Here is a 25983-nt window from a genome sequence, read left to right as displayed (position 1 = left end):
CTCACTCGCCATCCACCTTGGCCAGCTTCATCACCCACTTCGGCACTTCCGGCTCGCCGGCGTAGAATTCTTTGGGCTTGTTCTCGGCCATCGCCCAGCGGTGCAGCCAGCTCGGGCCGTAACGACCACTGTAGCCCTCGGCACCGCGTGCATAGGCAGGGTCACGCACCGCCTCCTGCAGCGACACGAAGCGATAGCCACGACGCTTGGTGGCCGCCACCAGCTCGGCGAACGCCGCTGCGTTGAGTTCGTTGGCATGCATCAGCCACACCTGTGGCACCGCATACCCCAGCAGCGCCAGCGACTGCTTCTCGTAGTAATCCACCTTGTTCAGCATGTACGGCACATAGCCCTTGCGCAGGCTCGCCAAGGTCGCCTCGCGCTCGGGTGAATCGGGCTGCTCGTTCATCACGTTGGCATAGGCGAAGGCCCACACCCACTCACCGTTGTCGACCGTCACCGGCGCAACGCGGTAGCCATGCTGCTTGAAGAACACATCCATCGCCGCGCGATCTTCCGGCGTACGCCCCGCACGCAGATACGGATGACGCATCCACTGTGGCGCCTGCCCGCGTTCGGCCAGCAGCGGCCGCAGTACCTGCTCGCCGCGCAGGAAATCCTGCTGGAACGCCGGCACGCCCTTGGCGTTGAGGTCCATGTGCGACCAGGTGTGGTTGCCCAGCTCGTAGCCGGCGTCCAGCCAGTCGCGTAGCATCTGCACGCGCGCCGGCTGCACCTTGCCATCCACTTCCAGCTTGTTGCCGTTGACGAAACCGATCACCGGCACCTCAGCCTGGCGCAGCTGTGCCATCAACGCAGCATGACGCGCCTGCAGATCGGCCGGCACGATCTCATCCAGGCGCGCCCAAGGCAGATCGTCAATGGTCACCGCAATGCGCCGATCGACCTCGGCAGCGTGGACGGTGAGTGACAACAACAGCAACGGCAACGCACGCAGGAACAGACGCATCGGTACATCCATGGGATGAGGATGCAGCGACTGTAGCGCGATTGCGCCTTGCAGCCGAGTGTGGGCGCGGCGTTGCGGCGCCGGGCCGAGTCAGTCGGCGATGTACTTCGCCGGCACGTGGTCGGTCAACCACACGCCATTGGCGGAGCGGTAGAAGACATGCCCTTCAGCATGCATGCGCCCGGCGTGCACGCTGAGAATGACCGGTGCACCGCGGCGAGCGCCAACCTGGTGGGCCGTCTCTCGGTCCAGTGACAGATGCACGTGCTGGCGCTCGCCCGCACGCAGGCCCTGCTCGCGGATCGAGCCGACGAACCGCGGCACCGTGCCGTGGTACAGCCACTGCGGCGGCTCAACCGGCACCAGTCCAAGATCGACCGTGACCGAATGCCCTTGGTTCGCGCGGATGCGCTGGCCATCATCGCTCAGTGCAAAGCGTTGCTTGTTGCAGGTCGCCACGATGTGCTGCAGTCCGGCGTGATCGAGCGTCTGCCCATGTGCAGCCAGCTTCTGCAGGAGCTCGTCGACGTTGGCCCAGCCCTGGCCGTCCAGGATCAACCCGATTTTTTCGGGCTCATGGCGCAGCACCAGACTGAGAAACTTGCTGGTGTGCTTGGATGAAGTTTCCGTATTCATCCGCATAGAGTGCCGTAAATGCCGCGGTTGGTGCCAGTCAGCGGTCCGCGCAGGCGTCAAAACCGGTTCGCTTGCGAAGTGGTGCGCCACAGCCACAGGCCAATCACCATCGCTGCCAGCAACAGTCCACACAGGATGATGGCCAGCGCGTCAGGCGCGTGCGGCGGCATCAGGTCTGCCTTGGCGAAGAGCTGCAGCAACCATTGCCGCATCGAGGACGGCAGCTCATGTCCATCCGGTGCCAGATCTGTCATGCACGCCGCCGGCAGTGCTGTGGTGATGCCTTCCCACACATGCTCATACAGCCGCAGCATCGCGCTGGCCAGCAGCAGTGCCGCCGCGTGCAGGGCAAGCAGGCCCCATGCGCTGCGGCGTAGCGGCGCATCAACATGGCGCAGCCAGTGTACGCAGACCAGGAGCGTACCCAGCAGAGCAAGCACCAGCGCTGCCATCGGCAACCAGCACAGCGGCTGCCAATCATCCAGCGCACCGGCACGCGCCAGCAGATGCTCGGCCACGTGCAGGCGCGCGCCCGGATCGGTGCCACCACAGGCCAAGGACAGTGGCTCCAGCAGCAGGTCCACGCGGTGATGGAAGTAACCTGCGGCCAAGCCGACCGACAGCAGCGCCACCACCTGCAGCAGCAACAACATCAGGCCAGCGCCGAAGAAGCGCCCGAGGCGGGCAGTGAAGGCAGTCATCGGTGTATCCCCAGCGAGTGACGCGCATGCTAGCCAAGCCAATCGATGCTGTCGGCTGGCAGATGCGACACCATCGCCGGTGATGCGCGATCATGTGCGTTCAATGCAGGAGTGTTGGCGATGCTGGGGTTGTATCTGTTCGTGCGTACCGTGCTGCCGGCAGTGCTGGGCGGGGCGGTTGCGATGCTGGGCGCGCGGGTGATCAATCGACGGCTGGCCCGTCTACCGCCACGCGTGATTGCCCTGCCTGATGACAGCCTGCTGCCCAGCTCCGCTGCACAGCGACGTTATCGCCGCCTGCGGCGCCGCAGCCCCGGCCTGAACAGCATCACCCTACCGCCGAAGGTGCCGCGGAGCTGGATCTGGCTGGCAGCAATGGTTTTCATCGGCACGATAAGCCTGGCCGTCTACCTGACACCCGACGGCCCGCGCTTCCAGGTGATGGTGGAGAGCTTCGTGGGCTATCCCTCCACCGTCATCGAGGTCCGGGCGCCGGCGGAGCAGCAGCTGCGCCTGCTGGACAGCTGCACGCCGGTCCTGCTGCAGACTGTCCGTCCCATCACCATGCGCTATCGCAGGTCCCGAACCGGCAACCCGGTCGAGGTACATGGCCTGCTGCCGGTGCAGATGCGTCGCCGAGGCACACTGCTGCAGGTGGCCACGGCCCAGCCGGTGGATGCAGCCGTGCTGCGCGATGCCCTGCGCGCCTGCAGTGCATCGTCCGGCGCTGCACTGACGATGCACGCCCGCATCGTCGCGCCATGGCGGGAATGGGGTTGGCAGCCGTGGCCGGGGCGCAGCAGCCAGTAAAGCTTCAACCGCGCGGCAGTTTCGCCGCCCACATGTTGTCCACCAGGTTCGGGTAACGGCGCCCGTTCTCTTCCGCCCGCTGCCGCGCCGCCGCTTTCTGCGCCTCCGTCAGCGGCTGCGTCTTCTGGCCCTTCGGGTTGGGCTTTTTCCAGGGCGGCGTGCGGGCAGTAGGCATGTGTGGATGATGCCGTAGTCGGTGTTACTTCTTCAGGAATTCCAGCAACGCTAGATTGAAGTCATCGGCGTGACTGGTGTTGCAGCCATGCGGTGCATGCTCCAGCACCACCACCTCGCTGCCGGCGATGGCCGCGTGCGTGCGCTTGCCTGAACCTTCGAACGGCACCGTGGCATCGCTGTCACCGTGCAGCACCAGCGTCGGTACCGTCACCTTCTTCAGGTCCGCACGGAAATCGGTGGTGGCGAACGCCTTCATGCATCCCAGCGCCGCGTTCTGGTCGGACTGATGGGCGAGTGCGATGGCGGCCTGGCGCTCGTCCTCGGTCACCATCAGCTTGCCGTCGGCACTGAAGAAGTCACGGGTGAAGCCGTCGAAGAACGCTTCCCGGTCTTTCTCCAGCCCCTGGCGCATCTCATCCGCCTTTTCCTGGGTCAGCGGCCCGTCCGGGTTGTCCGCGCCCTTCAGCAGGTACGGCGGCACGGCCGAAGCGAACACCACGCTGTGCAGGCGATCCTCACCATGGTTGGCGACGTAGCGCGCCACCTCGCCACCGCCCATCGAGAAGCCGACCAAGGTGACATCGCGCAGGTCGCGCTCATCGATCAGGCCGGCCAGGTCAGCGGCCAACGTGTCGTACTCGTAACCATCGGCGGGCTTTTCCGAGCGACCGAAGCCGCGGCGGTCGTAGCTGATCACGCGGTAGCCGGCATCGCGCAGCAATGGCACATGCGCCTTCCATGCTTCGGCCGACAGCGGCCAGCCGTGGATCAGGATCACCGGGCGGCCGGTGCCGCCGGTGTCTTCAATGTGCAGGCGGACGGAGGAGGTAGGCATGGGAGCTCCCGGGGAGAATGAGGAACCCAGCCTAGGCACTCGCAACGGAGCCGCCCGTGATGGAATCGGCTCAGGCCATGACATCGCGTACACGGGCACCGGGTTGCCTGAGTTCGCACCCGCAAGTACGGCGCTGGTCGGGCCCTGCCCCCGTTTCGTCAGCGGGCAGTTACGGTGAGGCGGCTCCCGTGCCAGTCTGCGCCGGTCCTCAACGGAGCCATGCCATGCTGCTCGCCCTGCCCCTGCTCGCCGCCGCCGCCGTCGCCGGCACCTCGCCCGCCAGCGGCACCCTGCGCGAGCAGATCCGCGCGGCCGACACGCAACTGTTCGCCGCAGCGTTCGATGCCTGCGATGCAGACAAGGCCGCCGCGATGACCACCGAGGACATGGAGTTCTTCCATGACAAGGATGGCAAGTCCGCCAGCAGTCGCGTCGACTTCCGCCGCAGCGTGGCCAATCTGTGTGACAGCGCGCGCAAGGGCGGCTGGCACCTGCGGCGCGAGCTGGTGGAGAGCTCGCTGCAGGTCTTTCCGCTGCAGGACGATCGCGCCCTGGAGATCGGCGACCACCGCTTCCATGAGCGTGGCACCGATGGCGTCGAACGCTGGACCGGGCAGGCCCGTTTCATCCAGGTCTGGCGCCGGGTGGACGGTCAATGGCAGGCCGAGCGGGTGATCAGTTACGACCACCGCCCGGCGGACAAGTGATCGTCAGCGCCGCGACGCCCGCTCAGTCGCGCAGGTTGCTGGCGCGCGTCAGCGTCCAGCAGCCGTAGCGCCGCGCGAAGGTGTAGGTATCGCGCTCGTCGTCGCTGCCGAAGGTCACGCGCTGTCCGTTGTCGTCGATCGCTTCGATGCGTGTGGGCGCGTTGTAGGTACCTGCGCGCATGCGCTCCAGCGCGACCGGGTCACGGCTGACCGGCGAAGGCACGAACAGATCGAACGCAGCGAGGTAGCGGTAGTTGAAGCGCTTCAATCGCGCGCCGCCCTGTTCCAGCACGACGTGGGTGGGTGCCAGCCCCTGGTAGTCGTCGCGCACGGTGTGCATCGGCACCTCGTACTCCAGCGGGTCGGAGGTATAGCGCAGGCGCACCCGGTCATCGGCCGGGTCGGCAAAGCGTTGCAGGAACCGCGTGAAGTCCTGCGATGGGCAGGCGGGATCTTCCGCTGCTGCCGGCGTGTCAGCTACTGCAGCACCTGCGCAGGCCCACAGCCCCACGCCCAGCAGCAACCGCGCGGCCGCCTGTCCCCGTATCCGGATTGTCTCCCCGTGCACCACGCTTTCCCCCGCTGCCATTGCACCGGGCGCCATCCCCTGCGCCCCGGGCCACAGGCTAGCAACAAAGCGGTTACCGGCGCAGCCCACGGCCGTTTTACACTGGCACCATCTAGCCACACGGTAGCGGCCACACGGAGCCCCCATGACCCCTGATGATTCCCTTCACCAGCAGATCCGCCAGAACGTAGCCGCACTGGACGAAAAGCACGGCCGTGCGTTCGACGCCACCAGCGAGAACGTGGCCGCCAGCCTGGCCGTCAAAGCCCGCGAACAGGGCCTGGAACGCGCCGACCACGTGGTGGTGAGCAACGCCACCGCCAACCTTCCGGCCGGGCACAACATCTTCGTGGTGCAGGGCGACCCGGCCAACCCGGCGCACCTGCGGGCGATGCTGCCGACTGCCGTGGCCGCGCAGACGCCGGCCGAGGAGTCACTGCAGAAACTTGGGCTGGGTGGGCAGCAGCCGGGGCAGGCCGAGCAGCAGACGCTGGATGCACAGGCGCAGGATCAGCAGCAGAATCCTATGCATCGTCTGGGATGAGAACCGCCTGGCGTCGATGTCTTCGACGCCTCTGTGGCATCGGCCGATATCAGCCCGCTCGCGGCTGGGACTGCTGCGTCTGCTGTTGGTTAATTACCAGGCAGACGAGCAACATGCACGCGCACACGCGCTGTGTACTGCTGCACCTCCGGCTTCACCTGCACGGTACGAACCCTGTAGGCGGTAGCGCGCATGAATGTCTACGGGCAGCGCAATTCGGACAAGGGGTCGGCTCCACAACTCGAGGATAGCTATTTGCCTACAGGTCGCGCTGCATGTACCCGCACCCGAGCCGAGTAGTGCTGCAATTCCGGCGTGGTCTGTACGGTACGAACCTGTACGCGATAGCGGTTGTTGAACTGCAGCGGCAGAGCGACCACGCTCAGCAGGTAGTGGCCCGCGCTACCCATGTGGGGGGATATGTAGCGCCATTCGCTGGATGCATGCCACTCGGGAAGTGACTTGCCTGCATTCAGCACGCCGGCCTGGTAGCTGTCGTAGGTGGGAACATCTTTCCAGACATCGGCGCCCCATTGCTGCGGGGTTACCTCGAATGGGACCTTCAATCTGCCTACGTCAGGCTCGTCGTTCGTGACCGGTCCGTACCGTTGCAACTCCAACTCCAGCGCATAGGTTCGGCCTGCATCGAAATTGCGCGCATTCGCTTCGAACTCGAACCGAACCTCTTGGCCCGGCTGATCCACCGTAATCGGCTGCGTCAGTTCCAGAGGTTCCGGCGGCTCCGGGATGCGGCTGGTACAGGCGCCGAGCACGGAGCTCAAGATGATCAACAGGCCGACGCGCAGCCAGCGGTGGATACCCAGCATGATTCAGACCCTTTGGCTCCCTGCCATGGGCTTCAAACCCTAGCGGGTTGGCGGCGGGGACTTCAACCGGGCAAAGAAAAAGGCAGGGCAAACGCCCTGCCTTTTTCACGCGTCAGGACGCCGGGCGTGGCCCAGCGTCATCGCATCACAGCTGAATCCGCGCCACGCTCTCTTCCGAGCCCTTGGCATCCTTTTCACCGTTCTTGATGCTGACGTACAGCACGTTGTTCTTCGCATCCAGCGTCAGGCTGTTCGGGTGCGTCGGCACGGCGTAGGTGGCCACCTTCTGGTAGCTGTCGCTGTTGTACGCGGTCACCGTACCGGCTTCGCGGTTGGTCACGTACAGACGCTTGCGCGGTGCATCCAACAGGATGCCCAGCGGGCCGGCGTCGGTCGGGATGCTGGCCAGTTCCTTGCCATTGCTGCGGTCGAGCACCAGCACGCGCTGGCCAGGATGCTTGCTGACCAGCCCGCTGCTCTTGGCCTGGTAACCACGCAGCATTTCCGAGCCCTGGTCGGTCACGAACAGGCGCTTGCCGGCCGGATCCAGCACGATGTTCATCGGCTGCTCGGCGGCGATCCTGTGCTGGGCTTCCACCTTGTTGGAGTCGGTGCCCACCACCACCAGATCGGCCAGCAGGTTGCTGGTGTACACGCGCTTGTTGGCGGCATCCAACGCCAGGCCCGGCGCCTTGGCATTACCCAGGCCCGGAATGGTGTTGATCACCTTCAAGGTGTTGGTATCGATCACGAACAGCACGCTGCTCACATCGGGCTGGCTGCTGTGGCCGGTCACGTACAGGCGGTTGGCGGCGCTGTCGACCACCAGTTCGCGCAGGTCGTGGGTGTAGGCGGCCTTGCCGTCCTTGCCGGTCTTCTTCTCCATCAGCTGCACGGTGCCGATGGCCTTGTTCTGCGCAGTATCGACCACGGTCACCGACAGGTCCACGGTGTTGCCCACGTACAGGCGGTTGTGGGCGTCATCCAGCACCACGCCGAAGGCCTTGCGTTCCAGCGGGATGCGGGTTTCCACGGCGAGCGTAGTCGGGTTCAGGCGCAGCACCTGGGCTGGGCCGGCGTCATCGCCGAAGCCGCCAGACGAGGCAACGAACACGGCGTTCTGCTTGGGGCTGTAAGCCAGCTCGTACAGGCCCTGGGCGACGGCCTGGCGCTGCACCGGGGTGGCGGGGCTGGTGGCGGGGGCGGCGTCAGCGGCGAAGGCGGTCGGAGCACCGAGGCTCAGCGACACGGCGACGGCCAGCGCGGCCGAACGGAAAAGGGAATTGCGGATCATGCGAGCGTCCTTCAATGGGCACGGAGGGTGTCCTGGCTCGCGGGGCCGTTCTTCGACGGCCCGGCCCTGCATCTGTCTGCGCGGGGTGGGGCTGGCTGGGTAGCGGGGGAATGGTAGCAGGTGGGGCCCGTGGCGTCCGCCTGCGGATGCATGGCGGACGCGCGATCCTGCGCGGAGCACCTACGCCATGCGCGGGGCGTGCACCTGGGCCAGCTGCTGCTCTTCCTGCTGCCGCTGGGCATCACGCTGCGGCTGTGCCTGTGCCAACTGCTCGATGCGCTCGAAGGAGGCGGCCACTGGCGTCTGCGCGGCAACGTCAGCCGGCAGACTGGCGCGCTGATGCGCCGGGTCGCTGCGATCGCCTTGCACGATGAAGAGATTGGGTGCTGCATCGCCACGGCGCTCACCGAGCAGCACATCGTCTACGCGAGCGAATTGCTGCTCCTTGGAGAGGGCGAGAAGGCTGGCGCTGACGTTGCCGTTCTGGGCGCCGAAGGCATTCATGGCAACCACACGCTCGTGGATCTGATTCAGACGTGGATTGTCTGCGTGGGTGGGATCGGCCGGCGTACCGGCCCACGCCAAGGCCTCCGCACGGGCTGGATCATTGGTGTCTGTGGACCACCGCTGTATCGCATTGGTCTGCTCAGGCATCGGCTTCCATTCTTCCCGGTCCAGCTCGCTGCCTTTCACCTGCGTCCGGATGCTCTGCACCGGCCCGATGTTGTCCAGCACCTTCAACGTACCTTCGTACGTCTTGAACTCCCCGAAAATGGTGTTGCCGTGGATACCGGCGTGGTTCAAGGCGCCCCAGGCGAAGTCCACACAGGAGTTGGTCGCCAGGTTGTAGTTGTCCTTGTCGAAACCGTGTTTTTCCGGAGCTTCAGCAAACTCAATGATCTTGTCGTACTGCTCTTTGGTAATCTCGATCGTGCGCTGATAACGCGGATTCTGGTAGACCTCCAGATCGTGCTCGTCGACCTCTCCGTAGCTCTTGCCGTCAGGGCCGATTTTCCGGGTAAAGCCATAGCTCAAGGCATCTTCGCCCTTCCCCACCCGATCAAGGGAGAGATACATGTGACCGACCTCGGAGTCATCGAGATCAACCTCCTTCCCAGCACGCATGCCCTTGCGCGGTGTGCCGGGTGCGGCAACATGAATGGTTACGGTGCGGCGATCCTGTGCATCCTGCATGATTTACTTTCCTAGCGAGTAGTACGCGGCAATAAACTCGGGTTGCACATCTTCGAGATCCGGACGATCTTCCAGAAGGTCAAGCGTTACACGGTAGCGACCCGCATCAATCAGCCCAGCATCCGCGATCTGCAACACCAGGTAGAACACGTCTTTCGATTTCAGCCCAGCCTGTTCCAACGGGTAACTATCCACGCCACCCGGGCTCAGCCGCTCGACATAGCCCCCTTCAGGCAGCACCTGCATGCTTCGGCCTCCGCTCGACGGCCTGGATAGCGGGATGATCTTGGCACCGGAGCCATCCAGGCGTTGAAGCACAATCCGCGCCTGCAAGACCCCTTGCCTCAGGTTTTCAGTGGCTTGCGACACCGGCTTCTGCTCGGCCCCATGCAGCCGGAGCCCAAGTTTCAGCCACGACATCTGCGGGTCAACCACCGCCGGCGCATCGAACGTCACATCCACGATGCGCCCCGCCTTGTCCAATCGCACACCCCGCGTGAACGGCACCACGTTGCGTGCATCAGCCTCGGCCCGGGTCAGCAGCCTCGGCGCTTCAGCTGGCGGCGAGGTGCTGCCGCATCCCACCAACAAGGCAAGCGCCGCAGACGCAACAACCGCACGCACCGCGCGCATCACTGCTCCTTCAACCGCAGCGAATCAGCCACATCGGTCTGCGCCGCCACTTCCGTGGCGATGCTCGCGCGTCGGTGCCCGGGGTCATCGCGGTCGCCCTGCACGATGAAGATGCTCTCCGCCTCATGGCTGCTCTTGGTAGGCCGGCTGAGCAGCACGTGGTCCACGCGGGACAGGTTGTTCTGCTTGGCCAGCACCAGCAAGCTGGCGCTGATGCGCTGGCTGGTGTCGTCGAAGGTACGGCCGTGGGCGGCGTCCAGCTCGGCCACCTTCTGGATCAACTGTGCGAACAGCCGGTGGTCCGGGTGCGAGGGATCCAGCAGCGTGCCCGCCACTTCCATCGGGCTGGGCGGCGGCTCGTGGCTCGGGCGACCGCCTTCGCGGTGCAGCTCGGCCTCGCGCTCGGGCATCGGGTGGTGCTGCTCGCCATTCAACTCACTGGTCGGGAATGGCGCAGCAATGCATTGAATTTCCGGTAGGTTGAACAGCACCGCGAACTCGCCCAGGTCGCTGCCACCGTCCAGTGGTGCCGGCTGCGAATGCAGGCCGGCGTAGTGCAGCGCGGCCCATACAAAATCGCTGCAGCGGTTGATGGTGGCCGGGCGATCGACATCGAAGCCGAACTCGGCCGGCTCCTCGGCGAAATCGCGCAGGCAGCCGTAGTGCTCCTCGCTGATCTCAAGGGTGCGGCTGTAGTACGGGTCGCGGTGCTCGTCGGCATCATCGTGTACGACCTCGGCGTACTGCACGCCGGCAGCGGCCTCATCGGGCGTCAGACGCGGCGGTGCGAAGCCGTAGCTGTGTACTTCTTCACCGGCGGCGGTCTGGAAATACATGTGGCCGCGCGGTGAGCTGCCGCCGCTGTTCAGCGGGGTGCCGGGCGCGGCCAGAAAGAGGGTTACCGTGTAGCGAGTTGCTTGCTCCATGCCTGCTCAGCCTTGTTGGGTACTGCGGTCCTGGCCGGATGATCGCATAGGTGGGTTCGCGGGCAGGTGGAGAGAAAAGCAGCACGGGGGCCGAAGCCCCCGAAACTGTGATCTACCATGCAGTACTCGACCCGGGTCAGCCCATTTGCATGGGTGCCCGGCTCTGCTCCAGCACGGGCTCCTGCTGTGCCGCCAAGGCGCGTTCCTGCTGGCTTTGCGAAATCTGCTCTACCTTGGCGAACGACTGCTCCACTGGCGTTCGGGCTGCGTCCTCTACCGTCATAGAGGCTCGCACATGCGCAGGATCGTTGAGCTCGCCCTGCACGACGAATAGCCGCTGTGCTGAGCCATCAGCGGGGGTACTGCCCAATACAACATGATCGACGCGCTCCAGCCCATTTTCCTTGGCGGTGGCCAGCAACCCCACCGAGATGCGCTCACTGGTTTCGTCGTAGGCCCGACCGTGCCTCTCATCAATGCCCGCTACGCCCTTGCGGATGGTGTCGAGCATTTCGCGATCGTTGCCTGGCAATTGCTCATCGCTGATGAGGCGTTGCTTCAGGGTTCGGTCCGGCATCTTGTTGTAATGCTCGATATTCAACTCACTATCGGGAAACGGTGCGCGGATGCTGCGGATGTACTCGACATTGGTGAGCGGCTTGAGGCCACCTTGGAAATCCTTGTCCTGCATGAACAGCGCATTGGTGCGATGGAGCCCCGCGTGATTCAGCGCGCCCCAGGTGAAATCAATGCAGCTGTTGTTGAGCCCGTGGTACTCCGTATTGAACCCGTGCTTGTCCGGCGTGGCACCAAATTCCTTGAGCTTTTCGTACTGATCTTTCGAGATTTCGAGGGTTCGTTGGTAGAAGGGATTCTGGTACTCCCGCGCGTCAGAGTCGTAAACCTTGCCGGGGCCGGTCGTCGCTCCGTGCTCCTTTGGCGCAAAGCCATAGCTGATGCTCTCACGGCCATTATCCACTGTGTAATAGACGTGGCCCGCGGTAGATGTTCCGCCCTCCAACAGCGGGGTTCCTGGCGCCGCAACGTAAATTGTCACGCGATATCGTTCGTCCATGAAACGCTCCTATTTCGACTTGTGCTTGTAGGCGACCATCAATTCTGCCGGGATCGGCGCGAGATGCACGGGTGGGTCAAGCAACTCCACACTCAGGCGGTACCTGCCCGGAGAGAGGTTCTGGCCCCATGCCATCGCCAGCTGCTTGTAGTGCCCCTGCGGATTGGACAGACCTGCCGCTTCGAGTGAGGTGTCGTCCACGTCATCAAGCCAGACCGTTGAAACGCGTCCATCAGCGTTGATCGGCACGAGAGTGGCGGCCGTTCCTGGCCGCTGCTCAACACGGACGAGTGGAGCACTTGCCTCACCCATTTCCCCGAGATGAGTGAGGTGTACGCGTGCAGGCAGACCAGCGCTTCGAATCATCAAGGCCCGCTCCTGCGCTACGGCACCATCTTCCCCACTTACGCGGACGGCAACCAGGAGCGTTGGCGTGGCGTTTCTACCGGGCGGCTCCAGATTGAACTCTACGACCATGGGCTCGGCCATTGACGTCAGAGTAAGCGGCCTGACAAGCGGCACATTGTTTTGTGCAGCACTTGAAGAAGTCTCAGATCGCGGCGAGGAAGTCTGTGCCTGGCAAGCGCTCAGCAGAAGAAAAGCCAAGCATGCACCTGCTCCCAGCATCCGTCGTCCCAGTCGCAGCATCGTCCGTCCTCGCGTCAGCTTCGATTGATAGGTGTGTTTTCACCAGGCCTTCTTATACACCCAGGCCTAAAAGCAATCTACGACGACTGACACTACAGAGCGGACGGATACCGCCGGGCCCGCAGTAAGTCGAATTCACATCCCATGTCTTGAGACGCACTTCAGCCATCCTTCCCTCCCCCACTGGAGGATCACCATGACCAAGATCGACCCCACATGGCTGGAAGCCTTCGACAAAGAGCTCCTCCACCTGTTCGCCATCGAACACCGCGATGCCGGCATGGATGAGTACCTGCTGCGCTGCTACGCAGACCTTCCACCACGCGACGCAGCGCTCGCCTTCGGCAGCGACTACGACCTGGAGCGCGACGATGCGCTGTGGCCACGCCCGCGCGTGCCTGTGTGAACCGCTCAGCCGTCCGGCACGCCGGCATTCAAGGCAAGCGATGCCAGGGCATGGCCGCTATGCTGGTAGCGCACCGGAATGGAAACGACGCATGCCCCGTTTGAACACCGCCCTGGCACTGAACCTCGTTCTGATGCTGCTGGGCGCTACACCTGCCATGGCCATGGCGGCAGACCCGCAGGTTTCCACTGACGTGTTCGTAGAGCGCGGTGACAATCCCACCTTCGAGCTGCAGCAGGCGCCTGCCGTTGTGTACTCAACGGCGCCTGCCACGCCGCCCGATACCTTGCTGCAGGTTCCCATGGCGGTGCTGTTGGTTGCTCAACTGGATGAGCTGGGTCACGTTTCCAACGTGATGGTGGCGCGGTCCAGCGGACTGCGGGAGATTGATCGTGCGGCCTTTACCGCAGTGGACCAGTGGCGCTTCGAACCGGTCGTGGTTGAGGGTGTCGCGCTGCATGTGCGGGTTCGGGTCCGTCTGACCTTCGTGCCCACGGCCGAGGCGCCGCTCAGCTGAACCGCTGCTCCAATCTGTCGTAATTGGTCCGCCGCCGTGGGCCTGGCTGTGGGCATCCTGCGCTTGGGGCCAATAGCGCCAAGCCCTTCAAGACCGTTGCGGCGCAATCGCTTGCCGGCTTAACACCGTGTGCGACAATCCCGAAAGCGTCAGGACTGGCGATCGTCGGTTCTGCAGTTTCTTGGCATTTGGTAGCTGTGCGGGTATCTCTTGGCATGCCACCGAAAAAGGGTGGCGCGGGACTCGAAAACCCGTCTATGTACCAGATGTATGCGCTTGCCGGCCGGCGTCACCTTTTGTGTGGCGCCGGCTGGCAATCCGTTCGCGTTCTATGGCGGGCGGTGCGTGGGGGCCTTCGTGCCCGCCGGTCTGGTACTTACCGGTTTTCGAGCCACGCATCGTCCGCCACCTTTATCTGGTGGCGCTGCTATCTGTCCTGTACGGAGCATTGCCATGAACACATCGGACTTCCGTTCCCTGCACGCGCAGTACGATCCGGACAAAGCCGAACCCGAGCGCGAACCGTCCGTCGATCCCAACACCTTCGTCGCCACGCTGCATCGCATCGGCACCGGTGCGGCTGCAGACGGCCAGCCTTGGCCGGAGCGGCATCAATTGCCTGGTAGGTGCCTTCAGTTGGCGGATGCCGATTGCGCGCTGGCGGGGCTGCGCGTGGTGGCGGAGCTGATGCTGGCTGCGGAGCGGACTCGGCAGAACGGAGCGCCCGAGGAGTATCTAGGGGATCGGGTAATGGAAGGGTTGAAGATGGCCTGTGTGGCGTTGACTGCGCAGGTGGCTGAGCGGTTGCAGGTGCGGGAGTAGCGCGCGCTTCGCTACGTACGTCGATTGCGGTGCGCCGGATCGTTTCACGGTCCAGAGCATTCACAGCAACCTGAGCCCTTTAGCCTCCAACACTGGCCTCACTATGCCGAGCCGGACTTTGCTTGCCCTGACAGCGGCAGCGCTACTGGGATTGATCATTGGCGGGGCGTATGCGCCGGCCTCCACAATAAATTTTGAGATCTACCCAAGACTCGCCGACTCGGAGTTCGCACTATTTCAGGCCGAAGCCGAGAGCTTTTCCGAAGAGTTGGCTTGCCAAGGCGTCATCATCGGAAAGCAAGATTTCAGTACACACTTCTTTGATCTGAGCGTGCGCGGCGATCCCATCCTGTTCGTTGACAACTCAGGGCCCAGTCTTCTGATAGTCACCATGTCTACGGTCGGGAGCGATGCAATAGAGCTACAGCACTGGAAAGATGGATGGGACTCAGCAGAAGGACGCAGGAGGAACTTGAGCGCACCGGAGAACAGCTGCCCTCGGTCTGCGTCCCAATAGCACCCATCTGCACCCTGTCCTAGCAGCCAAACGCGTCAATCAATGACACAAGTAACCTGGTTCTAGCTAGAATCTTGAGCACTTAGCTTCTGGGACAGGGATCTAGGATGGAACTCCCATTCGAGGTGGGCGCGCTCTACAACCGTCAAAAGCAGATCCATGGTGTATTTGGCGGGCAGCAGCAAGGCGGTATTTCGACACCCAAGGAGCATCCGCTAGTCATCGCGTTCACTGGCGAGGCCGGCGTGTCTCATGGCTACCATGACTTCTGGGACGACGACGAAGTCTTTCATTACTTCGGCGAGGGTCAAGTCGGAGACATGAAGTATGTGGCGGGCAACCGAGCCATAGGCGAGCACGTCAAGGATGGCAAGACCCTCGTAGTGTTTCAGATGATGGGCAAGGGGCGGCCCTACCGGTACCTCGGTAGATTCATGTGCCAGTCCTCCTACGTTCAACCTGGCACGCCCGATCGAGAAGGGCAGCCACGATCTGCCATCGTGTTCCGCTTGAGATCACTGGAAGCCTCGCTGGGCCTGGCGGCAAGTGAGAGGGATCAAGCTGAGATCGATGCTGCTATCGACGACGTCGGCGCGACCAGCGCAAGACGCGAAACCGAAGTGCGGACAAAGCAACGCCTGTTCCGTGAGCGCCTAATTGGTATTGAGAAGGGCTGCCGGCTTACCGGCATTGAGGACCTGAGATTCCTGCGCGCGAGTCATATCAAACCGTGGGCGGATAGCACTCATAGCGAACGGGTTGATGGCGAGAACGGTCTTCTACTGGCTCCGCATGCGGACCTGCTGTTTGATCGGGGGTGGATTAGCTTTTCGGCGAGCGGTCGCCTACTAGTTTCGAGCAGCCTACCGTTTGACGTCCAAGATCGGCTCGGTCTGAACTTGGATACATCGCTTCGGCATGGAATTTTCTCACCGAGGCAACTTGGCTTCTTGGAATTCCACCGAGACGTTGTTTTTAATATCCCCCCCAATAGCAGGACGCCGTAGCGTTCGTGCTTCTGTGCCAACGCCAGTATCCGCTCGCGCCGTTCGACATTGCGATCAGGGCCCGGGACATAGCGCAGTGCCCCGGCGCTCATCCGTACCACGGCCAGTGTCCATCGCTAGGTGAGCCCGCGTTCCATGGAATGCCGCACCAGCATCTTGCGCGCCGGTGCGCCCACCACCTTTCTCGCAGGGTGTCCTTGATGACATAAATCTCCAGCAACTGCTCGGACAGCAGCTTCTTCAGCCGCGCATTCTCCGCCTCCAGTTCCTCGAGTCGCTTGGCCTCCGGTACGGTCATGCCGCCGAACTTGCTGCGCCACAGGTAGTAGGACGTCTCACTGAAACCATGACGGCGACACAGGTCTTTCACCGCCATGCCGGCCTCACGCCTCACTCAGGAAGCTGATGATCTGTTCTTCGGAAAAGCGCTTCTTCATGTCCAATCTCCGCCTCGTTGGGAATTGAACTCCAAATCGCCACCCTGCCCAAAACCGGGGGGAGTCGGAACAAGAACAATCAGAGGAGACTTATATTACACCCTCCATTTGCACTGAGGCCAATGATACGTCATCCCTAGTAATCAACACCTCGCACAAAACGCTTTACCTGATCAGCGAAATATGCATCGCCAGAAAAGTACTTCAACCCATAATTTATGCAACCCTTCAACTTATCTCTTGCATCAAGAAGACCTGGATTGGCCCTTACAACCTTTGACAGAAGGTCAATTAAAGCAGTAGTTGGATAAGGATCGCCCGCTCCTCGCCTAATCCGCTCAGAGTCCAGCAACTGGACACCCTCTCGATAAAGCGATGGATCAAGACATTCATTATCCATGTACTTCTCGATGAGCGTTACGCCGAGAGAGTGCTTGGTCTGGAAAGATTCATAGAACTCCAGACCTGTTCTAAAGCAATCTATAGCGCTATCAAAATTTCCAACTTTCCTGTAGTACCGCCCAAATTGCAGCCAGAATATTCCATCCCGGCCAAACATGCTTTGAGCTTCGTGGTAAACAGACTCGGCACCATCTCGCCTCGATTTAATTGGAAGATACTGATCATATAAAAACTCAAATGAAATAAGTTCTTTATATATCCTATAGGGAAGAGGATGCCGCCGAATATCTTCCACTGCGAATTGCCGCGAAAGAAAACTAAGAATGTCCACCATCATTTCGACCGATCCATGCCCAGCTATGCAATTGTCAAAATAATAACTGGCGATAATTCTGTGCCGACAACGAATCATCTCTCCCTTTCGAACCAACACACCTGCTAGATCATCATGCAAACGCTGCTCAACATCGGCAGGAGACTCGGCCAACATGCCAGAAACATAGCTGATCGGCACACTGAATCCGAGTGAGTTTACGATAGCGACTACATCAAGAACCCGGGTCGCCAGTGGATCAGCAACGGAATTATAGTCTTGGTATATTTTCTCTTCGAAGTTTTCATGAGTGGTAAGCGAAAATAGGGCGCTAAGAAGATCACCACCATACCCCTTTTCCTTATCAAGGATAATTGAAGCCCTTCTATCAAGAGAATACTCTGAGAAATTCTTGAACGTGTGCCCGCTATCCTCAATTTTCTTCGCAATTGCCAATGCATCAGACCTTTCCAGATCAGAAATATCAACAACTACCGGACTCGACAATACTCTTAGCTGCGCAGCGTTCCGCCTGTAGTCGCTCGTCCTATCCTCGAGAATGAAAAGACAATAAGGGCGATCCTTTCCTGAGAAGTGCTTCGACATGTAGCCAACCGCATAATAGTATTCCGATGCAGAATAGAATACAAAAACACTCTTTTCGGTAAATCCGTCAACAACATCCCTAAAGTAATCCAAATCAATTCCAGCAGAACCGTCAAACTCGTAACAGAATTGATATGTATTTACAATATTTCGAAGAATCGACCGAATCGATGTAGTCTTTCCAGATCCACTAGGCCCTGTAACGTGGAATATACCCAAACCACTTGAATTCGCCTGCAGCATATCGGCTACTTTTGACGTCAAGACAGCATCTCGAACTGTACTGGCATGAGCATCGTTAACTATATAGAACCACTCAGGATCAGATCCAGTTATAAAATGACGGAGAATTCCTTTTTCTTGACGTGCAGACTCAATCTCTGTGATTACAGGCCTGAAGGCACCCTTAAACCAAGTCATAGCCTTGGCCCGATTCGCCGCAGCTTTTACCGTTGGAATTGTCTCCAGCACTATCTCGCCAACAGTCTTTGGCTTTGTTATTGAAAACAAATAATCAAAGAACTCCTGAGCCGTCGCATCTATAACTGTATAGCCAGCAGCCGTGTAGTTTTCTGCCTTTATCTCATCAGGATTAGGCATAACAATCCAGTTTCCATACCTTCTCTCTGACGGATCGTAAACAATCTCCCGACTTGCTATGTAAGCATCAATATCACTTTCTTCCAGCTGGTTCCCGACAACCAACAACCCACCAGTCAATGACTTTGCGGCAAGATCCCGATGCCAGTCTAATATTTTCGCCGTGGCCTTGGCATACTCAAGGCTGGAGAATATAAACCCATCTGAGAGTCTGTCACACATCCCATGGATTGCCACGACGGGAATCGATCCTATTGTGTCGCTTACGAGATTTGGATCGGAGTAGTTAAAGAAAGCAAAATCACCACCAAGGCGGCCTTTTCGTCTTGCTTGCTCATGCGCCACAGACAGCACGTTGTCGATATTGGTGGTATAAACCCTACTCCACGGATAGTTGAATATCTGCTCCTGCCACCTGAAAGCGGAAGACACCGTAAAGCAAGACGCTAGAAATCCATTGAAATCTAGAATTCCTCTCACGCCCACAAGATAGGCGTCTTTCAGCGAAGTTCTAAGCCCAGGCCTTTTGCCCGCCTCAGCGAGAATCAAATCCCTCAACCGATCACCATTTGGCAGCAGGCCTCTTTCTCCACTGTTTACCACTGAAAATCCGGCCCCAAGAAGAAGAGCCAGCTCTCCTCGCTCCAACAGAGGAGAAATCTTGTTTCGAATGACATCCATATCAGCTGGTTTCATTTCTCTCTCTCCGCCCCAAATTCTGATTTACAAAAAAAGGGTGGCTAATGCCACCCTTTTTGAAAGTCTCAGATCAAACCCCAACAGGGTTAGCCTTCTCCGGATCAATCTTGTACTGCTTGATCGCCCGCGCCACATCCTTAGCCGTCATCTTCCCGTCCTTCGCCAGCGCCGCAATCGCGGCATGCGCGATGTAGTACCGGTCAACTTCAAAGAACCGACGCAGGTTCGCACGCGTATCCGAACGGCCAAACCCATCGGTACCCAGCACGGTGTACGACATCGGCACAAACGCACGGATCTGATCCGCATACGCACGCACGTAGTCGGTGGCGGCAATTGCCGGGCCCTGGCGGCCTTCCAGCAGCTCGGTCACGTAGGCCTTGCGCTGCTCACCTTCCGGATGCAGGCGGTTGGCACGCTCCACGTCGAAACCATCGCGACGCAGTTCGTTGAAGCTCGGGCAGCTCCAGATATCGGCGGTCACGCCGAAGTCCTTGTCCAGCAGCTCGGCCGCGGCAATGGCTTCGCGCAGGATGGTGCCCGAACCCAGCAGCTGCACGCGCAACTCGCCCTTCTTCGGCTTGCCGGCGTCGGTCAGCAGGTACATGCCCTTGACGATGCCTTCGGCCGCGCCTTCCGGCATTTCCGGGTGGGTGTAGTTCTCGTTCATCAGGGTGACGTAGTAGTACTCGTCAATCTGATCTTCCATCATCGCCTTGGTGCCGTGCTGCAGGATCACCGTCACTTCGAAGCCGAAGGTCGGGTCGTAGCTGCGCACGTTCGGAATGCCACCGGCCACCAGATGGCTGAAGCCATCTTCGTGCTGCAGGCCTTCACCGTTCAGCGTGGTGCGGCCGGCGGTGCCGCCCAGCAGGAAGCCGCGGGTACGCATGTCGGCGGCCTGCCAGGCGATGTCGCCCACGCGCTGGAAGCCGAACATCGAGTAGTAGATATAGAACGGCAGCATCGGCACGTTGCTGACCGAGTAGCTGGTACCGGCCGCCATCCACGAGCTGATCGCGCCAGGCTCGCTGATGCCCTGCTGCAGCACCTGGCCGCTCTGGTCTTCGCGGTAGAACATCAGCTGGTCGGCATCGACCGGCTTGTACTTCTGGCCGAACGGGGCGTAGATGCCGATCTGGCGGAACAGGCCTTCCATGCCGAAGGTACGGGCTTCGTCGGCCACGATCGGCACGATGTGCGGGCCCAGTTCCTTGTCGCGCAGGGTGATGTTCAGGCTCTGCACGAAGGCCATGGTGGTGGAGTAGCTGCGCTCACCGCTGCTCTTCAGCAGGCGCTCGTAGCTTTCCAGCTTCGGTGCATTGAAGCTCTTTTCGGCCTTGCGGCGGCGCTGCGGCAGGTAACCACCCAGCGACGCACGGCGCTCCTGCAGGTACTGCACTTCCGGCGAATCCGGGCCCGGGTGGTAGAACGGCACCTGGCCGTCGGCCAGCTGCGCGTCGGTCACCGGAATGTTGAAGCGGTCGCGGAAGTGGCGCACCGCTTCGTCGTCCAGCTTCTTGGTCTGGTGGGTCGGGTTCAGTGCCTCACCGGCGCTGCCCATGCCGTAGCCCTTGACCGTCTTGGCCAGGATGACGGTCGGCATGCCCTTGGTGTTCACGGCCTGGTGGTAGGCGGCGTACACCTTGTGCGGGTCGTGGCCACCACGGTTCAGGCGCCAGATGTCGTCGTCGGAAAGACCGGCCACCATCGCAGCGGTTTCCGGGTACTTGCCGAAGAAATGCTCGCGGGTATACGCGCCGCCGAAGGCCTTGCAGTTCTGGTATTCGCCGTCGACGGTTTCCATCATCAGCTTCTTCAGGACGCCGTTGGTGTCCTTGGCCAGCAGGGCATCCCAGTAACCGCCCCACAGCAGCTTGATGACATTCCAGCCGCCGCCACGGAACACGCCTTCCAGTTCCTGGATGATCTTGCCGTTGCCGCGCACCGGGCCGTCCAGGCGCTGCAGGTTGCAGTTCACCACGAAGATCAGGTTGTCCAGGCCTTCACGGCCGGCCAGCGCGATGGCACCCAGGGTTTCCGGCTCGTCGCTCTCGCCGTCGCCGATGAAGCACCACACCTTGCGGTCGGACTTCTCGATCAGGCCACGGTTTTCCAGGTAGCGCATGAACTGCGCCTGGTAGATGGCGGCCAGCGGGCCCAGGCCCATCGACACGGTCGGGGTCTGCCAGTATTCCGGCATCAGCCACGGGTGCGGGTACGACGACAGGCCGCCGCCGTCCACTTCCATGCGGAACTTGTCCAGCTGCTCTTCGTTGATGCGGCCTTCCAGGAAGGAACGCGCGTAGATACCCGGGGCGCTGTGGCCCTGGATGAACAGCAGGTCGCCCGGGTGGTTCTCGCTGGGAGCGCGCCAGAAGTGGTTGAAGCCCACGTCGTACAGCGTTGCGCCGGAGGCGAACGAGGCGATGTGGCCGCCCAGGTCACCCGGCTTGCGGTTGGCGCGGACCACGGTGGCCATCGCGTTCCAGCGGATGATCGAACGGATGCGCCATTCCAGTTCGGCGTTGCCCGGGCTCTTGGCCTCCAGCTGCGGCTCGATGGTGTTGACGTATTCGGTAGTGGGAGAGAACGGCAGATAGGCACCCGAACGACGGGTCAGTTCCACCATGCCTTCCAGCAGCTGATGCGCGCGCTCGGGGCCCTCGACATCAATAACGGCCTTCAACGACTCGATCCACTCCTGGGTTTCCACAGGATTCGGGTCGTTGTTCAGCACCTCGTTCAACCAGTTCATTAGCGCTCCCATTACCGCACGCACGCGCGCGACTGTTGATAGATTTCTAGACCGCAAAGTGTAGCGCACCAAGGGCTTTCGTCACTTGGCTACGCTGGCGTATGGAGGCAGGCCACCCCTGTCTGCATGGTCATGTCCCGGGACGTCCACCGGCGGGACAAAGCACTGCTGCAGGCCGCTATGGCTGCCTGCAAGGGCTGCGCCAGCTGTCGCCTGCGGCCTGCTGCGCCCATGCGCAGGACGCAGTGTTACTGCTGCGGATGACCGTTGTGGGGCAAGGCCGGCGCCGTGTCGGCGTTGTCTGACGGGCTGCCGCTGAACCCGCGACAACGTGTCGCGCGCGCCTCTCGACGCGGACGGGGCAGCTGCGCACGGTTGGCGGCGAGCAGGCCCCTTCCCGCGGTTCGCCGCTCGTCTGCTGCGCCCCGCCCGGGGCGAAAACCCGCAGCGCCGTTGCGTGGCCCGATACGGATGTCAGGCCGCGCAACGGTGGCTTGCGCCGCACGCAACCCTCCCCTTCAGCCCTAGCAGTAGCTGGCTGCATGGCCCGATCTGGCAAGCGTTGTGGCCGAAACCGTACTTGTCGGGTCCGGCTTATCGATATATCGTTTGCGGCACACGTTACCGATATATCGAAATGGGTCGCTCCCCCTCCCCCAAAAGCCGCACCGACGATACCGCGGTACCCCGCCGCAACGGCCAGCCGCGCGTGCTCAGCCGTGGCGACCTGCGCCTGCTGGTGCTGGCGCTGATCGGCGAGCAGCCGCGCCACGGCTACGAGTTGATGCAGCACATCAGCACCATGTTCATGCAGGCCTACACCCCCAGTGCCGGCACCATGTACCCGCTGCTGGCCAGCTTCGAGCAGGCCGGCTGGGTGGCGTCGGAAGAGGTGGACGGCCGCCGTGTGTTCCGCATCACCACTGCGGGCGAGTTCGAGCTGAAGGTGCAGCGCACCCAGGTGCGATTGGCCCAGCGACGCGCGTTCGACCGCGCCCGTGAGATCACCAAGGCATCGTTGCCGGCGCCGCTGGCCGCTGCGCTGCGCGAGTTCAAGCTGGCGCTGGTGCACCACCACGGGCGCTGGGCCGACGGTGAAGCCGAGCAGGTGGCGGCGCTGCTGTCGCGCGCGTCGGCGCTGATCAATGGCCAGGCCGGCAACGTGTCCTCTCCCTTTTCTACGACCCAGCCAGACTGAATCCAGCCAGGTCTTCCCCCATGCCGCGCGCCCCCGCGCGACCTTCCCACAGGTACCCCCATGACCGAACATCACAACTCGCGCCTGCGCCTGGATGTGCGCTTCCGTGAACTGACGGTGCTGCGCACCGAGACTGTCACCCCGCACATGCGCCGCATCGTGCTGGGCGGCGACGACCTGGCCGGCTTCGATTCGCCCGGCGCCGACGACCACATCAAGCTGTTCTTCCCCAACGCCAGCGGCGAGATGGTGCTGCCGGTGCTGACCGCCGAGGGCCGCAGCTACCCGGACGGCAAGCAGCCTTCGCCGGCGCGCGACTACACCCCGCGCTGGTGGGACCACGAAACCGGCGAACTGGCCATCGACTTCGTGCTGCACGACCAGGGCATTGCCGGGCCGTGGGCCGAGCGCGCACAGGCCGGCGACACGCTGGTGATCGGCGGCCCGCGCGGTTCGTTCGTGGTGGCCGACAGCTACGACGCCTATGTGCTGATTGGCGATGAGACCGCGCTGCCGGCCATCGCCCGCTGGCTGGACGTGCTGCCCGAAGGCGCGCAGGTGCAGGCGTACATCGAAGTGGCCGACGAGGACGAGCGCCAGGACCTGCCGCAGTACGAGAACGTGCGCATCCACTGGCTGGAGCGCAACGGCTTCCCGGCGGCCAGCAGCACGCTGCTGGAAGACATGCTGACCGACTTCGAGGCCCCGGACGGCGATGCGTTCTACTGGATCGCCACCGAATCGCGCCGCGCACGGATGATGCGCAAGTTCATCGAAGGGCACCTGGGCGTGCCGCGTGACTGGATCCGCTCGACCGGTTACTGGAAGGCGCACCCGGACGAACAGGACGGCGATTGACCGCAGAACGGTAGGTGCGGACCGTTGGTCCGCACGCCTTTGACCATGTAGAGCCGAGCCCATGCTCGGCTGCTGTTCTATTCGCCCTCGCGCTACGCGCGATGAGCCGAGCACGGGCTCGGCTCTACAGGAGCGCGGGGCGCAGCCCCACGCACCCACCCGAACCGGTGCGCGGCCCAGATCTCCAGTGCCAGCAGCAGCGCGATGATCGCCAGCGGCAACAGCAACCCCAGGTACACGCCCGGCATCATGCCGTTGATCTGCGCCTTCACCAGCCGCAGCACGCCGCGCGTATGCAGCAGTTCGTCGATGCGCATGGTCAACGCCTCGCGCACCATCTTCGGCTCCAGGCCGACCGTGCCGGCCTTGTCGATCAGCGTGTCTTCCACCATCGCGCGCAGCAGCCCGGCGCGCACCTTGCCGATTACCCAGCCCACGCCGCGCGCCATCGGCCCGTCACCCAAGCGATCCACGCCGGGCAACGGATGCTCGCTCAGGTAGATCGCGGCCAGCGAATCTGCCACATCCCCCACCGTGCCCTGGCTCTGCAGCGCTGCACGCATGCGCTCGTCTTCCAGCGAGGCGGTGAAGCCGCTACTCCACCCTTCCACCATCGTCTGCAGGTGTGGCTGGAAGTGATCGAGCTGCTTGAACAGCGCGCGGTGCGCGCCGGCGGTGAAGCCCAGCTGCAGGCCGAAGAACGCGACCAGCAACGGCAGCAGCACCACATACGAGGCCAGCAGCCCGTGGTGCCAACCTCGCTGTCGCCGCAGCCAACCGCGCCGATGCAGCCAGCGCCAGGCGAAGATGCCCAGCGCCAGCCCCAACAGGGTGCCCAGCACGCTGCCGCCGATCAGATCGAGCACGCTCAGGCCGGTCCAGAATTCGCCAAGCCAGTACTGCGCTTCCTGCATGGTGTTGTCTTCCGTGGTTCAGTGCGGCCGCCATGGTAACCGCGACCCCATGCGACAATCGCGCTCCTTTCCTGCACCAACGAGGCCCCACGTGGGCAAATTGACCCTGAGCGGCGTGGACACGCTGCGTACCCGCCTGGCCGACGACAGCGCCTGCGACGCAGTGCTGTCTGCCTTCGCCGACCCGGCTGCGGCGCGCGCACCGCTGCGTGAGCTGGTCGAGGCACAGCACCGCTACCTGCAGGCCGAACAAGAAGTGGCACAGGTGGCCGACATCCTGCGCCGCGACCAGAAGTACGCGCCGGTGGGTCGCCCGTCGGTGCATATCGTGCAGCTGCGCAAGCAGCAGGCGTCTACCCGGCAGGCCGCGCTGATCGCCCGCCAGGTGGTGGCACAGGCCGCGCAGACGTTCGTGCGCGCGAGCGGGTTGACGGTGAAGGCCAAGCAGAGCCCGAGCGAAGCGTCGGCCGCGTGGCTGGGTACGCTGCGCTGAGCGCGCATACCCGGTAGTGGCCAACCTTGGTTGGCCTGCGGATTGATTGTGTTCCGACCAAGGTCGGCACCTACCGGAGCACGCAAAAAAGAAGGCCCGCTTTTCAGCGGGCCTTCTGCCTTCTCACGACGAGTGAGCGGGATGTTGCATCAAGCAGCCGGCTTCTCGCCGGTGGCTTCGGTGGTGATGCGGATCTTCACTTCATCGCTGACGTTCGGGGCGTAGGCGCCGACGCCGAAATCGCTGCGCTTGATCGTGGTGGTGGCATCGAAGCCGGCGGCCGGAACCTTGGCCATCGGGTGCTCGCCGCCGCCGTTGACGGTCACATCCAGGGTCACCGGCTTGGTGATGTCCTTGATGGTCAGGTCGCCGGTGACGGTCAGCTTGTTGGTGCCGGCCGATTCGACCTTGGTGCTCTTGAAGCTGGCGGCCGGGAACTTGGCAGCGTCGAAGAAGTCGGCGCTCTTCAGGTGCTCGTCGAACTTGGCGGTGAAGCTGTTCAGGCCGCTCAGCGGCAGCTTCACTTCCACGGTGGACTTGGTGACGTCGGTGGCGTCGTACACCAGGGTGCCTTCGGCGTTGCCGAAGTGCGCGCTCGGGTTGGAGAAACCGAAGTGGCTCCACTGCGCCAGCACGTCGGTGTGGGTCGGGTCGAGCTTGTAGGTGCCCGAGGCGATGGTGATGGCGGCGGCCGCCGGGGCAGCAGCGGCATCGGCGGCCGGGGCGGTGGCAGCCTGCTCGGTGGTGGCCGGGGCAGCAGCATCGGCGGCCGGGGCGGCGGTGTCGGCCGGCTTGGAGCAGGCGGCGATGGCCAGGGTCAGGGCCAACGGCAGCAGCAGTTTACGGGTGGCGCTCATCTCAGGAACTCTCCGGATCGTAGGGTGGGAACAC

General features: G+C 62.3%; 28 protein-coding genes and 1 pseudogene. 11 read left to right on the top strand and 18 right to left on the bottom strand.

Translation table 11 applies throughout. From position 1 onward, the window contains the following. Position 1: 1 nt before the first annotated feature. The 3 genes from QP457_RS02370 to QP457_RS02360 form a co-directional block, all read right to left on the bottom strand. On the bottom strand, positions 2–970 hold the full coding sequence (locus tag QP457_RS02370; protein WP_205405486.1) for a polysaccharide deacetylase family protein: 969 nt from the start codon (positions 968–970) through the stop codon (positions 2–4). A 90-nt stretch (positions 971–1060) separates the two neighbouring features. Continuing rightward, on the bottom strand, positions 1061–1612 hold the full coding sequence (locus QP457_RS02365; RefSeq protein ID WP_205405494.1) for an RNA 2'-phosphotransferase: 552 nt from the start codon (positions 1610–1612) through the stop codon (positions 1061–1063). 50 nt (positions 1613–1662) lie between these two features. Then, positions 1663–2307: a hypothetical protein gene (locus QP457_RS02360; protein ID WP_205405485.1), complete on the bottom strand. Its 645-nt coding sequence runs from the start codon at positions 2305–2307 to the stop codon at positions 1663–1665. A gap of 120 nt (positions 2308–2427) precedes the next feature. Here QP457_RS02360 and QP457_RS02355 point away from each other — a divergent pair, with 120 nt between their 5' ends. Beyond that, positions 2428–3117 carry a hypothetical protein gene (locus QP457_RS02355; protein ID WP_205405484.1) on the top strand — a complete coding sequence of 230 codons (690 nt, stop codon included), beginning with the start codon at positions 2428–2430 and terminating at the stop codon, positions 3115–3117. A 4-nt stretch (positions 3118–3121) separates the two neighbouring features. Here the strand turns inward: QP457_RS02355 and QP457_RS02350 are convergent, their stop codons facing one another. Continuing rightward, a complete protein-coding gene (locus QP457_RS02350) occupies positions 3122–3292 on the bottom strand; it encodes a hypothetical protein (protein WP_099782623.1) in 171 nt (56 codons plus the stop codon). A gap of 24 nt (positions 3293–3316) precedes the next feature. Then, positions 3317–4129, bottom strand: coding sequence for an alpha/beta hydrolase (locus tag QP457_RS02345; protein WP_205405483.1), 813 nt, complete (start codon positions 4127–4129; stop codon positions 3317–3319). Between the two features lie 224 nt (positions 4130–4353). Between QP457_RS02345 and QP457_RS02340 the strand changes: the two genes are divergently transcribed. Then, on the top strand, positions 4354–4836 hold the full coding sequence (locus QP457_RS02340) for a DUF4440 domain-containing protein (protein ID WP_205405482.1): 483 nt from the start codon (positions 4354–4356) through the stop codon (positions 4834–4836). A gap of 22 nt (positions 4837–4858) precedes the next feature. On the opposite strand, the gene QP457_RS02335 is transcribed toward QP457_RS02340, so the two are convergent. Beyond that, the gene (locus tag QP457_RS02335; protein ID WP_205405481.1) at positions 4859–5404 is read right to left on the bottom strand and encodes a hypothetical protein; all 546 of its coding nucleotides are present in this window, start codon (positions 5402–5404) and stop codon (positions 4859–4861) included. A 145-nt stretch (positions 5405–5549) separates the two neighbouring features. Here QP457_RS02335 and QP457_RS02330 point away from each other — a divergent pair, with 145 nt between their 5' ends. Continuing rightward, positions 5550–5948, top strand: a complete 399-nt coding sequence (locus QP457_RS02330) for an XVIPCD domain-containing protein (protein ID WP_205405480.1) — start codon at positions 5550–5552, stop codon at positions 5946–5948. 251 nt (positions 5949–6199) lie between these two features. Here the strand turns inward: QP457_RS02330 and QP457_RS02325 are convergent, their stop codons facing one another. The 7 genes from QP457_RS02325 to QP457_RS02295 all read right to left on the bottom strand — a co-directional run bounded on the left by QP457_RS02325 (position 6200) and on the right by QP457_RS02295 (position 12146). Next, a complete protein-coding gene (locus QP457_RS02325) occupies positions 6200–6775 on the bottom strand; it encodes a hypothetical protein (protein ID WP_205405479.1) in 576 nt (191 codons plus the stop codon). Positions 6776–6920: 145 nt separating this feature from the next. After that, positions 6921–8069 carry a YncE family protein gene (locus QP457_RS02320; RefSeq protein ID WP_205405478.1) on the bottom strand — a complete coding sequence of 383 codons (1149 nt, stop codon included), beginning with the start codon at positions 8067–8069 and terminating at the stop codon, positions 6921–6923. Positions 8070–8249: 180 nt separating this feature from the next. Then, positions 8250–9263, bottom strand: coding sequence for an XVIPCD domain-containing protein (locus tag QP457_RS02315; RefSeq protein WP_240196580.1), 1014 nt, complete (start codon positions 9261–9263; stop codon positions 8250–8252). Positions 9264–9266: 3 nt separating this feature from the next. Then, positions 9267–9896, bottom strand: coding sequence for a hypothetical protein (locus QP457_RS02310; protein ID WP_205405477.1), 630 nt, complete (start codon positions 9894–9896; stop codon positions 9267–9269). Further along, positions 9896–10822, bottom strand: a complete 927-nt coding sequence (locus QP457_RS02305) for an XVIPCD domain-containing protein (protein WP_205405476.1) — start codon at positions 10820–10822, stop codon at positions 9896–9898. The genes QP457_RS02310 and QP457_RS02305 overlap by 1 nt, the downstream gene beginning before the upstream one ends. Before the next feature lie 136 nt (positions 10823–10958). Next, positions 10959–11897, bottom strand: a complete 939-nt coding sequence (locus tag QP457_RS02300) for an XVIPCD domain-containing protein (RefSeq protein WP_205405475.1) — start codon at positions 11895–11897, stop codon at positions 10959–10961. A 9-nt stretch (positions 11898–11906) separates the two neighbouring features. Next, entirely contained in the window at positions 11907–12146 is a 240-nt protein-coding gene (locus tag QP457_RS02295; protein ID WP_240196818.1) for a hypothetical protein, read from the bottom strand. Positions 12147–12218: 72 nt separating this feature from the next. On the opposite strand from QP457_RS02295, the gene QP457_RS02290 reads away from it, so the two are divergent. The 5 genes from QP457_RS02290 (at position 12219) to QP457_RS21570 (ending at position 15814) form a co-directional block, all read left to right on the top strand. Beyond that, positions 12219–12389: a hypothetical protein gene (locus tag QP457_RS02290; RefSeq protein WP_286041112.1), complete on the top strand. Its 171-nt coding sequence runs from the start codon at positions 12219–12221 to the stop codon at positions 12387–12389. A 352-nt stretch (positions 12390–12741) separates the two neighbouring features. Then, positions 12742–12951 (top strand): hypothetical protein, encoded by a 210-nt coding sequence (locus QP457_RS02285; protein WP_205405474.1) that lies wholly within the window; start codon positions 12742–12744, stop codon positions 12949–12951. Between the two features lie 91 nt (positions 12952–13042). Further along, entirely contained in the window at positions 13043–13468 is a 426-nt protein-coding gene (locus tag QP457_RS02280; protein ID WP_205405473.1) for a TonB family protein, read from the top strand. A 453-nt stretch (positions 13469–13921) separates the two neighbouring features. After that, positions 13922–14290 carry a hypothetical protein gene (locus tag QP457_RS02275; RefSeq protein WP_205405472.1) on the top strand — a complete coding sequence of 123 codons (369 nt, stop codon included), beginning with the start codon at positions 13922–13924 and terminating at the stop codon, positions 14288–14290. A 624-nt stretch (positions 14291–14914) separates the two neighbouring features. After that, positions 14915–15814 carry an HNH endonuclease signature motif containing protein gene (locus QP457_RS21570; RefSeq protein ID WP_205405471.1) on the top strand — a complete coding sequence of 300 codons (900 nt, stop codon included), beginning with the start codon at positions 14915–14917 and terminating at the stop codon, positions 15812–15814. Here QP457_RS21570 and QP457_RS02265 read toward each other — a convergent pair. The 3 genes and pseudogenes from QP457_RS02265 to aceE form a co-directional block, all read right to left on the bottom strand. Further along, positions 15796–16251 (bottom strand): annotated as a pseudogene (locus QP457_RS02265) (transposase); the annotation flags it as partial. The gene QP457_RS21570 and the pseudogene QP457_RS02265 sit on opposite strands and share 19 nt — an antisense overlap. Positions 16252–16387: 136 nt before the next feature. Next, entirely contained in the window at positions 16388–18868 is a 2481-nt protein-coding gene (locus QP457_RS02260) for an SIR2 family protein (protein ID WP_205405470.1), read from the bottom strand. 73 nt (positions 18869–18941) lie between these two features. Continuing rightward, positions 18942–21629 (bottom strand): pyruvate dehydrogenase (acetyl-transferring), homodimeric type, encoded by a 2688-nt coding sequence (aceE, locus tag QP457_RS02255; RefSeq protein ID WP_100554575.1) that lies wholly within the window; start codon positions 21627–21629, stop codon positions 18942–18944. 637 nt (positions 21630–22266) lie between these two features. Between aceE and QP457_RS02250 the strand changes: the two genes are divergently transcribed. Together QP457_RS02250 and QP457_RS02245 are read left to right on the top strand one after the other, a co-directional pair. After that, a complete protein-coding gene (locus QP457_RS02250) occupies positions 22267–22827 on the top strand; it encodes a PadR family transcriptional regulator (protein ID WP_205405469.1) in 561 nt (186 codons plus the stop codon). A 60-nt stretch (positions 22828–22887) separates the two neighbouring features. Further along, entirely contained in the window at positions 22888–23685 is a 798-nt protein-coding gene (locus QP457_RS02245; protein WP_099821376.1) for a siderophore-interacting protein, read from the top strand. A 92-nt stretch (positions 23686–23777) separates the two neighbouring features. Here the strand turns inward: QP457_RS02245 and QP457_RS02240 are convergent, their stop codons facing one another. After that, positions 23778–24599: a hypothetical protein gene (locus QP457_RS02240; RefSeq protein ID WP_205405468.1), complete on the bottom strand. Its 822-nt coding sequence runs from the start codon at positions 24597–24599 to the stop codon at positions 23778–23780. A gap of 91 nt (positions 24600–24690) precedes the next feature. Between QP457_RS02240 and QP457_RS02235 the strand changes: the two genes are divergently transcribed. Then, positions 24691–25092, top strand: coding sequence for a hypothetical protein (locus tag QP457_RS02235; protein WP_205405467.1), 402 nt, complete (start codon positions 24691–24693; stop codon positions 25090–25092). 149 nt (positions 25093–25241) lie between these two features. Here the strand turns inward: QP457_RS02235 and QP457_RS02230 are convergent, their stop codons facing one another. Then, complete coding sequence (locus QP457_RS02230; protein WP_205405466.1) at positions 25242–25949, bottom strand: YceI family protein; 708 nt, start codon at positions 25947–25949, stop codon at positions 25242–25244. Between the last annotated feature and the right edge of the window lie 34 nt (positions 25950–25983).

The organism is Stenotrophomonas sp. As-7, assembly GCF_030291015.1.
Taxonomy (GTDB): domain Bacteria; phylum Pseudomonadota; class Gammaproteobacteria; order Xanthomonadales; family Xanthomonadaceae; genus Stenotrophomonas; species Stenotrophomonas lactitubi.
This window is presented reverse-complemented; position numbering and strand designations above follow the sequence as displayed.